Consider the following 13,570-nt stretch of genomic DNA (forward strand, 5'->3'; position numbering starts at 1 on the left):
GCGGCCGGCGCAAGGAACGGAGTGCAGGCCACCAAGGGCACGATCATGATCGTGCCCTTGCCGTTTACCGCGCCCCGAACGGGCGTCGCCCATGCCTGCCCTGCCCTCCGCTTTCCGCCGTCTGGCCGCCTCGAATCTGGCCGCCCAGTTTTCCGAACAGATGGCCTTGGCGGCGGCGCCGTTGGTCGCCGTGCTGGCGCTGGGCGCCACGGCGTCGCAGACCGGCTATCTACAGACCGCGCAGACCCTGCCGTTCCTGCTGCTATCCCTGCCCGCCGGCGTGCTGGCGGACCGGATGTCGCGCCGCGCCCTGATGACGGCCGCCGAATGCGTGCGCGCAGCCAGCCTGCTGGGCTTGCTGGCGCTGCTGGGAATGGGCGGTCTGAGCCTGAACTGGCTGGCGGCGCTGGGTTTCCTGGGCGCGGTTGGCACGGTCGCCTATAACGTGGCGGCGCCGGCGCTGGTGCCCCGGCTGGTGCCTGCCAGCGAGCTGGCCAGCGCCAACCGCTGGCTGGAGCTGGCGCGCAGCAGCGCGTTTTCGGCCGGGCCCGCGGCAGGCGGCGCGCTGGTCGGCTGGATCGGCGCCCCCATCGCGTATGTGATCGCCACTACGCTGTCTCTGCTGGCGGCGGTGCTGCTGGCGGGGCTGCCGTCCGACACCCCTCAGCCGGCCGCCCGCCATCGCGTGCTGGCCGAACTGCGCGAAGGCGCCGCCTTTGTCGGCACGCATCCGCTATTGCGCCCGGTACTGGCGACCGCCGTGTTCTTCAATACCGCCTGGTTCGTGCTGCAGGCCGTCTACGTCGTCTACGCCATCGAACGCCTGGGCTTGTCGGCCGCCGGCGTGGGCGTCACGCTGGGCGTGTACGGTGGCGGCATGCTGGCGGGCGCGTTGGCCGCCCCCTGGCTGGCGCGCCGGCTATCGTTCGGCGCGGTGATCGCCTCGGGCCCGCTGTCGGCGTTGGCGGCAAGCGGCATCCTGCTGTCGACACTGGTCTTTCCGTCCGGCGTGTGGGCGGCCGTGGGCTTTTTCCTGTTCGGCGCGGGCCCCATCCTCTGGACGATCACCACCACCACCTTGCGCCAGGCCGTCACGCCCAACGCGCTGTTGGGCCGCGTGTCGGCCGTGATCCTGACCGCCACGTTCGGCGCCCGTCCCGTCGGCGCACTGATCGGCGCCACGCTTGCCGCGCGGGTCGGGTTGGAAGCCTGCCTGTGGGTGTCCACGGCGGGCTTCCTGGTGCAGTTCCTTGTGTTGTTCGCGTCGCCCGTGCGGCGGCTTCGCCATCAGCCCCAGCCGGCAGGCGCCTGACTGCGCCCCGCCATCCGCGGCTGTTACGCACGGGGTGGCCCCGATCTGTATCTGGCGGACCGTCCCGGCGGCCGCTAGACTGCCCGGATTCTCTTCACGGGCTCTGCTGCAAGATGCTGAAAATACTGGGTAAAGCGTCATCCATCAACGTGCGCAAGGTGCTTTGGGCCTGTGCCGAGCTGAACCTGCCCTTCACCCGTGAAGACTGGGGCAAGGGCTTTCAGCCGACCAACGATCCGCGATTCCTCGCGCTGAACCCCAATGCCATGGTGCCCGTGATCCAGGACGGCGATTTCGTGCTGTGGGAATCGAACAGCATCATCCGATACCTGGCCGCGCAATACGGCGGGCAGCACTTGTATCCCGCCGAGCCCCGGCTGCGCGCCCGCGTGGATCAATGGATGGATTGGCAGGCGACCGACTTGAATCGGTCCTGGAGCTACGCCTTCATGGCGCTGGCGCGGCAATCACCCGACCACCGCGACGCGGCCAGCATCCAGGCGTCGTGCCAGGGCTGGGCGCACTTCATGGGCATCCTCGAACAGCAATTGGCGCAGACCGGCGCCCATGTGGCGGGCGATGCGTTTTCACTGGCGGACATTCCCGTCGGGCTATCGGTGAACCGGTGGTTCGCCACGCCTTTCGACAAGCCCGCCCTGCCCGCGGTCTCCGCCTATTACGACCGGCTGGCCGGGCGGGAAGGCTACCGGCTGCATGGCCGCAACGGCACGGCCTGAGCGGCAGCCGCAGCCCTTGCCGACGCGTTTGGGCGGGCGCTTCGACTACTTCACTACACCGCAAACCAGGCGGCCGCCTCCACCGCCCAGCGGCGCGGGCGTGTCGCTGTAGTTGTCGCCGCCCACATGCACCATGACCGCACGCGCCTTCACGTCGGCCAGCTTCAAGTGGGGCGCCACGACCGCTTTCTTCGCGGTGCCATCGGCGGCCACCACGATGAATGGCAGGTCGCCCTGATGGCCATCCGTCGCCGTCGGGCCTTTGTGGGCCTTGGTGCCCTTCGGGTCCAGATGGCCGCCGGCCGCGCCGCCGGGCGCCGTCTGACCGTTCACCGGACCCGGCATGCACGAACCTTTTTCATGAACGTGAAAGCCATGTTCGCCTGGAGGCAGGCCCGTCAGGTTGGGGGTGATCTCCAAGCCGCCTTTGGTGTCCTTCAGCGAAATCGTGCCAGCGCTCTTGCCTATGCCGTCGGCCGTCAGGAACGACATCGAGACGTCTTCGGCCAGCGCCGCGCCCGAAGCGCCCGCCAGTGCCAGCGCCGCGACAAGCATCGAGATTTTCTTCATGAAGTGCCTCCTGGAATCATGCACGCGAAGTGCGGGTGCCCGGCGCGGCGCGGACTGCGCCGGCCACGCCCGGGGCGCCAATGACAATAGCACCGGCGCCGCCCCGTCGGCCAGCATTCTTCATTCCTGATACAAGCGATCAGCCTTGTTAACGATTGACCAGCAGCACCAGCGCGTGCAGCGCCACGCCGATCAGCCCGCCCACCAGGGTGCCGTTGAAGCGGATGTATTGCAGATCGCGCCCCACGCTCAGTTCCAGTTCGTCAACCAGATGGCGCTCGTCCCAGTGCTTCACGGTGCGCGAAATATGCTCCGTCACGCCGATTCGCAGGCGGCCGGTCAGGCGCCGGGCGCTGCCAAGAACGTGGTTGTTGATGGCGTCGCGCAGCCCCGGGTCTTCACCCAGTTTGCGGCCCAGCGCCAGCAAGGCGCTTTCCAGATGGCGGGCCAGCGCCGACTCCTCGTTCGACAGATCGCGCCGCAACGCCGCGTGAATGTCATCCCACAGGCCCTGCACGTACTCCTGCACTTTCGGATGGTCGATGGCGCGCTGCTTCAGCTCTTCGACCTGCGCCGACAGGGCCGGATCGGACTTCAAGCGTTCGATGTAGTTCAGCACCCAGGCCTCGTAGTCGCGCCTGACGGGATGGTCGGGTTCGGATAGCACGTCGCGCACCTCCTGCACCAGCGCCAGGGCCAGCCGGTCGGCAAGGTTGTCGGCAATGCCGTCCACCGACTTGACGACGTCGACGGCCGCGATGATGCGCGGCCATTCCTTGCGGGCAAACTTCACCAGCAGCGTCGAGGCGCGTTCCTTCACGTCGTCTTCGCCCAGGTACCCGCCCAGCCGTTCCATGGCCGCATCCAGCAGTTCCTGATGGCGCCCGTCGCGGGTCAAGAGGCCCAGCACCTCGCCCACCGTCCCGGCCGCGTCCCAGCGGCGCAGGTTCTTCACCACGAACTCCTGGATGACACCGCGCACGGCGTGGTCGTCCAACAGGTCCAGCGTCTGCAAGGCCACCCGGCGGGCGCCGTCGCTCAGCGCATGCGCCTGGCGCGGGCGCACCAGCCAGCGGGACAGGCGGGCGGCGGGATCAAACACCCGCAGCTTTTCCATCAAGGTGTCCGGGTCCAGGAAATGGTCGCGGACGAACACGGCCAGGTTGTCGCCGATGCGATCCTTGTTGCTGGGAATGATGGCGGTGTGCGGGATGGGCAGGCCCATCGGCCGGCGAAACAGCGCCACCACCGCGAACCAGTCCGCCAGCGCGCCCACCGTCGCGGCTTCGCAAAATGCCCGCACCCATGCCCACACGCCCTGCCCGCCCATCACGTGGCTGGTGATGAAGCCGCTGATCATGGCAACCAGCAAGGCCAGCGCGGCAAGCTTCATGCGCCGCAATTGGGTGCGGCGCACGTCGGACGCCAAGGCGGAATGGGGGGCTGACGGCGTCGGGGATCGGGACGTATCGGGCATAGGGTTTCCGTCGGAGCAAGCCGTCAGCATACCAACCCCGGCCTACGTAGGCCGCGATGTCTTGCCGCGGCGCGTTCGCGCCGACAGGCGCGTCGCGTACCACCCCATCAAGGGCGAGGCCGATATGCCATGCACCAGCACCGACGCGACGATGGTGGCCAGCAAGAGCGGCGCCAGTGCTCTAGCCACCGCATCGGGCGCCTGCTCCACCCCGAGCAGCAAATAGTAGAACGTGCCGACGCCGCGAATACCCAGCCAGCTTGCCAGCCCACGCTGCCGCCAATCAAGCGTGGAGCCGGCCAGCGCCAGCATGACGCTGGCCGGCCGCACCACCACGAAAAGCACGGCGGCCACCAGCAGCGGCGTCCACCCAAGCAGTTCGCGCCAATGCGCGGACACCACGCAGCCGATGATCAGCATCAGCGCCAACTCGGCGAACCGTTCCATCCCCACCGAGGTCGCCATCATCGATTCGGCCAGTTGCGCATGCGCCAGACGCGGGTCCTGTTCGCTTTGTTCCTGTTCGGCAAGCGTCACTTCCTGCAAGGCATCCCGTGGTTTGCGCGCACTGCCAGTGGCGCGCAATTCCTGCTGGCGCAACGCCACCCCCGCGCAGAAGACCGCAAGAAAGCCGTAGCCGTGGGCAAGCAACGTCGCCCCATAGCACAGCGCCATCAGGCCCAGCGCCAGGAATTCGTCCAGCCCCAAGGCGTTGCCGTAACGGATACGCAGCATGGCGATCAGACGTTCGCCCAGCGTGCCCATCAGCCAGCCGATCGCCACCGCCCCGGCCACGCCCCAGATCAGCGCGGCCGCCAGCGGCCAAGGGTGCGCCAGCCCCGCCGGGCCCGCGTTGCATAACGCAATGCCCAGAACCACGAAGGGAAACGCCGCCCCGTCATTGGCGCCGCCCTCGCCCGACAAGGCAAAGCGCAGCGGCTCGTCATCGCCAGCTTCGCGCGGCCGCAGTTCGTTGGCCAGCACCGGATCCGTGGGCGCCAACGCGGCCGCCATGAGCAGCGCCGCGCCCAGGTCCAGGCCCAGGAAGCCCAGCCCGAACGCCGTCATCAAGCCAATGGTCAGCAACATGGCTGGGGCGGCCAGACGCAAGGGCAAGCGCCACAACGCGTGCCCGCACGCCACGCGCAAGTGCATGCCCACGGCGAACAGTGAAACGGGCAACGCCGCTTCGGTCGCCAGACGCAGCAAGTGACTATCGCCGTACAGGTCCAGTTTCAGCAGCCCCAAGCCCGCCGGGCCGATCAGGAAGCCGACCCCCAGATACACCATGGCCCCCGTCATGGGCAGCGCATCGATCAGCCGCTTCGACACCACCATCAAGACGAACAACGCGCCGATCAGCAGAAACCAGACCGCTTCGATATTCATTGCCTATTCGCCCAGGAACTCCGACACGGCTTCCAGCCCTTCGACGTGGTCGGCGACCACCTTGGCGATGAAGGCAAGGGGCACCGACAACAGCGTTCCCCACACGCCCCATAACCACGTGAACAGCAACAGCAGCATGAACACCGCCACGGCGTTCATCCTGGCGATGCGCCCCGACATCCAGGTCGTGACCACCACGCCCATCAACAAGGCGATGGCCACCGAACTGCCGGCCACCGCCAGCGCCGGGCCGAGCTCGCCGAACTGGATAAGCGCCGCGATCCCCGTCCCCACCGCCGTCAGCAACGGACCAAAGTAAGGAATGATGTGCAATGCGCCGGCCACCACCGCCCAGGTCGTCGCGTTCTCCAGGCCCAACAGGCGGAATGCGATCCACGACATCAGGCCCAACGCCAGGTTCGTCACCAGCATCATCGCCATGTACCGGTGAATGGCGCTGTTTATCTGGTCCAGCATGTGCACACTGATCTTCTTCTGCGACAAGGTCGTTCCCGCCACCTTCACGAACTTGCGCTTGAAGGCATTGCCAGACAGCAGCAGGAAGAACACCAGGAATGCGCTCATCGTCGCCTGCCCGATAAAGGCCGCCACGCCCTTCGATCCCCACAGCAGGAAATCGCTCAGGCCGGAATCGGACTTGGCCACGACCACCTGCCGGCCGGGCACGATTCCGCCGTTGTCCTGTAGCAGGCTGACCGCGCCTTTCATCTTTTCAAAAATGGAACCGTCGCCGCTGGACACACCGGCCAGGATACGCGAGAGCTTGCCGGAAATCTCCGGCAACGCCTGCACGATGGAGCTGACCTGGTTCTGCGTCACGTAGGCCAGCCCGGCCAGGCCGGTGGCGATCGCGAACATCAGGATCAGTATGCCGATCACGCGCGGCACGCGGGCGCGTCCCATCAGGCTCACGATGGGGTCCAGCGCATAGGCGATGACGATCGCCATGACCACGGGCACGATGAATTCCTGCGCCAGCTTGAGCGTGAACAACACCGCCAGGACCGTCAGCGTGGTCAGGCAGGCGCCGCGTGCCCACACATGGGGCGTATCGGGCGGCGAATCCGGGATCAACCCGGCGTCCTGGGCCGTCACCTTATCGGGGACGCCCGTATCCCCGTCGGCGGCTTCCGCCGGCCTCGCCCGCTCCGCCGCGTCCGCCGCCGGCTGCACCGGTGTCGTGATCTCCATCTTGCCCCCGCATTCGATATGGGATGGGGGACAGCAAGTTGCGTGCCTGGCGGGTCAGCCTGCCGGTGCCAGCAAGCCCGCCTGGCCCTCGTGCCCCCGCTGGGCCCGTTCCAGGATGAACTCGATCATCATGGAAATCGCCCGGGGATGGTGCCGGTTCGGCATATAAAGCATGTACATGGCGCGGCCGAAGATGCTCAACCGCCATTCGGTCAGCGCCGCCAGGAGGTCGCCGCGGGCGATATCGTCGTGCACCACATAGTCCGGCACGACGCCCACGCCCAGCCCGGCGCGGATCGCATCGCGCAGGAACGCGTAATTGCGCGATATCACGGTGGGTTCCAGCACCACCTGCTGACGCGGCTCGCCACCGTAGTAGGCGGACAGCCGCAGCGGCCGTCCGATGACCGCCGCGCTGATCACGGGCGTACCCGCCAGGTCTTCGGGGCGCTGCGGCAGGCCGCGGCAGTCAGCGTAGGCCTTGGACGCGCATGCCACGTAGCGGACCTTGCCCAATTCGCGCGCCACCAGGTTTTGCGGCGGTTCGGACATGATGCGCACCGCAATATCGACTTCGTCGCGCAGCAGATCGTCCACGCTGTTCTCGAACAGCACGTCCAGCACGATGTCCGGATACGCCTGCTTGAATTCCAGCAGCCACGGCGTCATCACAAACTGCCCATAGCCGCTGGGCACGCTCAGGCGCACCTTGCCTTGCGGCGTCTTTCCCAAGGTTTCAACGGACTCACGGGCCGCCACCAGTTCGTCCTGGATGCTGCGGCCATGCTGATACAGCTTCAGTCCGATCTCGGTGGCTTCAACGTGGCGCGTGGTGCGCCGCACCAGTTGCATGCCCACCGAGCGCTCCAACTGGTTCAAGTGATAGCTGACGTTGGCGCGCGTCATTTTCAGGCGCCGCGCGGCCTCGCTGAGATTGCCGGCATCCAGGATTTCCACCAGCAATGTCAGGGATTTGGTGTCCATAGCAGGTCCTCCACTGTCATTGTCAAATTTTATTATCCGCCATGTCAATTCCAGATGCCATTGTCAAGACATCTTTACTGGGAAAGAATAAGAAGATAAGAGACGAGCCGTTCCCGGCCCGCCAGGCGCCGCCACGGCGGACGCCCCACTGGAGACAAGGTCCCATGACGGACAAGAGCCCTGCCGGCGCTGCCCACGCGCGCCGCGACGAAGACATCCTGGTCATCACGCTGGATCATCCCCCGGTCAATGCGCTTAGCGCCGATGTGCGCCGCGATCTCGCGGCCGGCATCCAGGCCGCGCAGTCCGATGCGCAGGTGCGCGCCATCCTGCTGGTGGGCGCAGGCAAGAATTTCATTGCCGGCGCCGACATCCGCGAATTTGGCAAACCTCCCAAGCCGCCCGCCCTGCCGGACGTATGCAACCAGATTGAAGCCAGCGCCAAACCCGTGGTGGCCGTACTGCACGGCGCGGCCTTGGGCGGCGGACTGGAAGTGGCGTTGGCCGCGCATTACCGGCTGGCGCTGTCCACCGCCAAGCTGGGCCTGCCGGAAGTGAATCTGGGCCTGCTGCCGGGCGCGGGCGGCACGCAGCGCACGCCCCGCCTGATCGGCGCCCGCGCGGCGCTGGATCTGATGCTCTCGGGCAAGCACTTGTCCGCCGAGGCCGCGCTGAAGGCCGGCCTTGTCGATGCCATCGGAGAAGGTGACGATGCCTTGGCTGCGGGGCTTGCCTACACCCGGCGGTTGCTGGCCGAGGGCGCCGGCCCACGCCGCAGCCGCGATGCCGCCGCCGCGCTGGCCGACAAGGCCACGGCGTTGGCGGAAGCGTCTGCTGCCGGCGAGCAAGTCGCCACGACCTTGCGCGGCCTGTACTCGCCCGCGAAGATCGTCGAGGCCGTGCGCGCCGCCATCGAACAACCGTTCGATGAAGGCCTGCGCACCGAACGCACCCTTTTCCTGCAATGCCTGGAAAGCCCGCAGCGGGCCGGCCTCGTGCATGCTTTTTTTGCCGAACGCGAAACCACCAAGATCCCTGAACTGAAAGAAGCGCGCGCCCGCCGGCTGGAGAAGATCGGCGTGGTGGGCGGCGGCACGATGGGCGCGGGCATTGCCGTGTCGGTGCTGGACGCCGGGCTGCCCGTCGTGATGGTCGAACAGGACGAAGCGGCGCTGGAACGTGGCCGCGCGCGCGTGGCCCAGGTCTACGACCTGCTGGTCAAGAAAGGCCGCATCACCACCGACGAGCGCGACGGCCGGATGGCGCGTTTCACGGGCGCGACCACGTATGACGCGCTGAACGACGCCGACCTGATCATCGAAGCCGTGTTCGAGGACATGGACGTCAAGCTTGCCGTCTTCGCGCAGCTGGACCGCGTGGCCAAGCCCGGCGCGGTGCTGGCCACGAACACCTCTTACCTGGACGTGAACCGCATTGCCTGCGCCACGCGCGTGCCGGGCAACGTGCTGGGGCTGCACTTCTTCTCGCCCGCCAACATCATGAAGCTGCTCGAAATCGTGGTCGGCGAACACACCGCCGCGGACACGGTGGCCACCGGCTTCGACCTGGCGCGGCGGCTGCGCAAGACGCCGGTGCGCGCCGGCGTATGCGACGGCTTCATCGGCAACCGGATCCTGGCCGTGCACCGCCAGGCCGCGGACATGATGATGGAAGACGGCGCATCGCCTTACGACATCGACGCCGCCGTGCGCGAGTTCGGCTACCCGATGGGACCCTACCAGATGGCGGACCTGGCCGGCGGCGACATCGGCTGGGCGACCCGCAAGCGCCGCGCCGCCACGCGCGATCCCGCGTTGCGCTATGTACAGATTCCCGACCGCCTGTGCGAACGCGGCTGGTTCGGCCAGAAGACGGGGCGCGGCTTCTACCTGTATCCCGACGGCGCGCGCGTGGGCGCGCCCGCCCCGGAAGTGCTGGCCATCATCGACGAAGAGCGCCGCCGCGCCGGCGTCACGCCACGCCCGTTCACGCACGAGGACATCCAGCGCCGCTACCTGGCCGCCATGATCAACGAAGCGGCCAACGTGCTGCACCAGGGCATTGCGCTGCGCCCCTCCGACGTGGACGTGGTGTTCCTGTCCGGCTACGGCTTCCCGCGTTACCGCGGCGGCCCCATGCATTACGCCGACAGCGTGGGCCTGGACCAGGTCCTGGCGGACATCCGCGGCTACGCCCACGAAGACCCCGCATTCTGGAAGCCGTCGCCGCTGCTCGTGCAGTTGGCCGAGTCCGGCCGCAACTTCGCCAGCCTCAACCAGGCGGACTGATCCGCGGCCCCGCTTTCCCTGCTTTCGATCCGACCCAATTCCACAGGACATCCCATGCGCGAAGCCGTTATCGTCTCTACCGCCCGCACCCCCATCACCAAGGCGGGGCGCGGTGAATTCAACCTGATCGCCGGCCCCACGCTGGCCGCCCACGCCGTGCGCGCCGCGGTCGATCGCGCCGGCATCGACCCCGCCCTGATCGAAGACGCCTTCATCGGCTGCGGCTATCCCGAAGGCGCCACCGGCCGCAACATCGGCCGCCAGGCCGTGATCCGCGCAGGCTTGCCCGTCAGCGTCGGCGGCGCCACCGTCAACCGCTATTGCGCATCCGGTCTGCAAGCCATCGCTTCGGCCGCCGGGCGCATCGTGCTGGACGGCGCGCCCGCCGCGATCGCAGGCGGCGTGGAACTGGTGTCGCAGATCCGCACGCGCGACGACGGCGTCAGCGGCATGGACCCCTGGATCGTCGCCAACAAGCCCGAACTCTACCTGCCCATGATTGAAACGGCCGACATCGTGGCGGCCCGCTACGGCATCAGCCGCGAAGCCCAGGACCGCTTCGCCGCGCAAAGCCAGGCGCGCACCGAAGCCGCCCAAGCCGCCGGCCGCTATCGCGAAGAGATCATCGCCGTCACCACCACCATGTCCGTCACCGACCGCGCCACCGGCGCCGTCAGCGAACGCGAAGTGACGGTGGACAAAGATACCTGCAATCGTCCCGGCACCACCTATGAAGCCCTGGCCGGCCTGGCGCCCGTGCGCGGCGACGGCCAGTTCGTCACGGCCGGCAACGCATCACAGCTGTCCGACGGCGCCGCGGCCTGCGTGCTGATGGAAGCGGCCGACGCGCAACGCGCCGGCATCCGCCCCCTGGGCGCTTTCCGCGGTCTGGCCATCGCCGGTTGCGAGCCCGACGAAATGGGCATCGGCCCCGTCTATGCCGTGCCCAAGCTGCTGGCCCGCCACGGGCTGAAGGTGCAGGACATCGACCTGTGGGAACTGAACGAAGCCTTCGCCTCGCAAGCGCTGTACTGCCAGGAAAAACTGGGCATCCCGATGGACCGCCTGAACGTGGACGGCGGCTCCATCGCGCTTGGCCACCCCTTCGGCGTCACCGGCGCGCGACTGGCCGGCCATGTGCTGATCGAAGGCCGCCGCCGCGGCGCCCGCTATGCCGTCGTCACGATGTGCATCGGCGGCGGCATGGGCGCGGCTGGCCTGTTTGAAATCTATTAAGGACCGACATGGACCTGGAATTCACCCCCGAAGAAAACGCTTTCCGCGACGACGTGCGCGCGTTCCTGGCGGCCAAGCTGCCCCGGCGTCTGTCCGACAAGGTCGGCCAGGGAAAACTGCTGACGCGCGCCGACATGGTCGAATGGCACGCCATCCTGAACCGGCAAGGCTGGCTGGCCAGCCACTGGCCCGTCGAATACGGCGGCACCGGCTGGAGCGCCACCCAGAAGTTCATCTTCGACAATGAATGCGCGTTGGCGGCAGCACCCCGCATCGTGCCCTTCGGCCTGAGCATGCTGGGCCCGGTGCTGATCAAATACGGCAGCGACGCGCAGCGCCGCTACTGGCTGCCACGCATCCTGGACGGCAGCGACTGGTGGTGCCAGGGCTACTCCGAACCCGGCGCGGGCTCGGACCTGGCGTCCGTCAAGACGACCGCCGTCCGCGACGGCGACAGCTACATCGTCAACGGCCAGAAAACCTGGACCACGTTGGGTCAGTACGCCAACATGATCTTCTGCCTGGTGCGCACCTCGCAAGAAGGGCGGCGCCAGGAAGGCATCAGCTTCCTGCTGATCGACATGAACAGCCCCGGCGTCGAAGTGCGCCCCATCATCACGCTGGACGGCGAACACGAAGTCAATGAAGTGTTCTTCTCGGACGTGCGCGTGCCCGTCGAAAACCTGGTGGGCGAAGAAAACCGTGGCTGGACTTGCGCCAAGTACCTGCTGACGTACGAACGCACCAACATCGCCGGCGTGGGCCAGTCGACCGCCGCGCTGGAGCGCCTGAAAGCCGTGGCCGCCCGGCAAAAGAAACACGGCCGCCCGCTGGCCGAAGACCCGGATTTTGCTGCCCGCCTGGCGCGCGTCGAGATCGAACTGGCCAATATGCGCACCACCAACCTGCGTGTCGTGGCGGCGGTGGCCGGCGGCGGCGCGCCGGGCGCCGAGAGTTCGATGCTGAAAATCCGCGGCACGCAGATCCGGCAAGAGATCACGGCATTGAACCGACGCGCCATGGGCCCTTACGCGCGCCCCTTCGTGCCCGAAGCGCTGCATGAGGGCTACGACGCGCCGCCCATCGGCCCGGAAGGCGCCGAGAGCGCTGCGGCGCAGTACTTCAACAACCGCAAGCTGTCGATCTTCGGCGGCTCCAATGAAATTCAGAAGAACATCATCTCGAAGATGATCCTGGGACTGTAAGGGCCGGCCATGAACTTTGAACACACCGAAGACCGGCGCATGCTTTCCGACATGCTGCGCCGCTTTGTCACCGAGCAATACGACTTCGCCACCCGCGAACGGCACGCGCAATCGCCGCAGGGCTACAGCACGGATTTCTGGCGCCGTTACGCCGAACTGGGCGCCATCGGCGCGTTGTTCGCCGAAGCCGACGGCGGCCTGGGCGGGGCGGGATTCGATATCTCGGTGGTCTTTGAAGCGCTGGGCCGCGGATTGGTCGTGGAGCCCTTCCTGGACGCGCTGATGGTCGGCAGCGCCATCGCCGCCGTCGGCACGCCGGCGCAACGCGAGGCGCTGGACGGTCTGATCGCGGGCGCCATCACCGCCGCGCTGGCCCACGCCGAACCGGAATCCGGCTATGAGCTAGCCCACGTGCGCACCCGCGCCGAACGCGCAGGCGACGGCTGGGTCCTCAATGGCGCCAAAGCGGTCGTGACCGCGGGTGAGCACGCGGACCTGTTCCTGGTATCCGCCCGCACGGCAGGCGCGGAAGACGACGCCGCCGGCATCAGCCTGTTCCTGGTCAGCGCCGGCACGCCCGGCCTTACCGTGCGCGGCTACGGCCTGATCGACGGGGGACGCGCCGCTGAAGTCGGCCTGGACAACGTTCGGCTCGCCCCCGAGGCGCTGCTGGGCGAAGCCGGCGCGGGCCATGCGTTACTGGAACGCGCCACGGGACGAGGCATCCTGGCCCTATGCGCGGAAGCCGTGGGCGCCATGGAATGCGCCCGCGACGCCACCCTGGAATACCTGCGCACGCGCCGCCAGTTCGGCACGCCCATCGGCAGCTTCCAGGCGCTACAGCACCGCATGGCGGACGTGCTGCTGGAAATCGAACAGGCGCGCTCCGCCGTGATCAATGCGGCCGCCGCGCTCGACCACGCCGACCGCGTCACCCGCGAACGCGCGTTGTCGGCCGCCAAGTACACCATCGGTCGCATCGGCACGTTGGTGGCCGAAGAGAGCATCCAATTGCATGGCGGCATCGGCATGACCTGGGAACTGCCGCTGGCGCACTACGCCAAGCGCCTGGTGATGATCGACCATCAATTGGGCGACGAGGACCACCACCTGCGCCGTTATATCGCGCTGGGACAGGCTTGAACCGAGGACGCCAGGAC

Annotated in this window: 11 protein-coding genes; 6 read left to right on the forward strand and 5 right to left on the reverse strand. The window is 67.5% G+C overall.

Going from position 1 to position 13,570, the window contains the following annotated elements:
• The first annotated feature begins 91 nt into the window (after positions 1 to 91).
• Both ACE039_RS09760 and ACE039_RS09765 read left to right on the forward strand, forming a co-directional pair.
• On the forward strand, positions 92 to 1,312 hold the full coding sequence (locus ACE039_RS09760; RefSeq protein WP_485822244.1) for an MFS transporter: 1,221 nt from the start codon (positions 92 to 94) through the stop codon (positions 1,310 to 1,312).
• A 113-nt stretch (positions 1,313 to 1,425) separates the two neighbouring features.
• Positions 1,426 to 2,049, forward strand: coding sequence for a glutathione S-transferase family protein (locus tag ACE039_RS09765; protein WP_313465004.1), 624 nt, complete (start codon positions 1,426 to 1,428; stop codon positions 2,047 to 2,049).
• A gap of 45 nt (positions 2,050 to 2,094) precedes the next feature.
• Here the strand turns inward: ACE039_RS09765 and sodC are convergent, their stop codons facing one another.
• The 5 genes from sodC to ACE039_RS09790 form a co-directional block, all read right to left on the reverse strand.
• Positions 2,095 to 2,619, reverse strand: a complete 525-nt coding sequence (sodC, locus tag ACE039_RS09770; protein ID WP_485822245.1) for a superoxide dismutase [Cu-Zn] SodC — start codon at positions 2,617 to 2,619, stop codon at positions 2,095 to 2,097.
• A gap of 148 nt (positions 2,620 to 2,767) precedes the next feature.
• Complete coding sequence (locus ACE039_RS09775; protein ID WP_448710239.1) at positions 2,768 to 4,096, reverse strand: DUF445 domain-containing protein; 1,329 nt, start codon at positions 4,094 to 4,096, stop codon at positions 2,768 to 2,770.
• Positions 4,097 to 4,138: 42 nt separating this feature from the next.
• Entirely contained in the window at positions 4,139 to 5,485 is a 1,347-nt protein-coding gene (locus ACE039_RS09780) for a cation:proton antiporter domain-containing protein (protein ID WP_485822246.1), read from the reverse strand.
• A 3-nt stretch (positions 5,486 to 5,488) separates the two neighbouring features.
• Positions 5,489 to 6,697, reverse strand: coding sequence for an AI-2E family transporter (locus ACE039_RS09785; RefSeq protein WP_448710237.1), 1,209 nt, complete (start codon positions 6,695 to 6,697; stop codon positions 5,489 to 5,491).
• Positions 6,698 to 6,751: 54 nt separating this feature from the next.
• Complete coding sequence (locus tag ACE039_RS09790) at positions 6,752 to 7,681, reverse strand: LysR family transcriptional regulator (protein ID WP_448710236.1); 930 nt, start codon at positions 7,679 to 7,681, stop codon at positions 6,752 to 6,754.
• A 164-nt stretch (positions 7,682 to 7,845) separates the two neighbouring features.
• Here ACE039_RS09790 and ACE039_RS09795 point away from each other — a divergent pair, with 164 nt between their 5' ends.
• From ACE039_RS09795 to ACE039_RS09810, 4 genes are read left to right on the forward strand one after another with little or no spacing between them, the layout of a single operon-like run.
• A complete protein-coding gene (locus tag ACE039_RS09795) occupies positions 7,846 to 9,969 on the forward strand; it encodes a 3-hydroxyacyl-CoA dehydrogenase NAD-binding domain-containing protein (protein ID WP_485822247.1) in 2,124 nt (707 codons plus the stop codon).
• Positions 9,970 to 10,023: 54 nt separating this feature from the next.
• Positions 10,024 to 11,205 (forward strand): acetyl-CoA C-acyltransferase, encoded by a 1,182-nt coding sequence (locus ACE039_RS09800; RefSeq protein ID WP_105556727.1) that lies wholly within the window; start codon positions 10,024 to 10,026, stop codon positions 11,203 to 11,205.
• 8 nt (positions 11,206 to 11,213) lie between these two features.
• Entirely contained in the window at positions 11,214 to 12,410 is a 1,197-nt protein-coding gene (locus ACE039_RS09805; protein WP_485822248.1) for an acyl-CoA dehydrogenase family protein, read from the forward strand.
• Positions 12,411 to 12,419: 9 nt separating this feature from the next.
• Positions 12,420 to 13,553 (forward strand): acyl-CoA dehydrogenase family protein, encoded by a 1,134-nt coding sequence (locus ACE039_RS09810; RefSeq protein WP_485822249.1) that lies wholly within the window; start codon positions 12,420 to 12,422, stop codon positions 13,551 to 13,553.
• The last annotated feature ends 17 nt before the right edge of the window (positions 13,554 to 13,570 follow it).

This window comes from Achromobacter maghribensis (genome assembly GCF_057334215.1).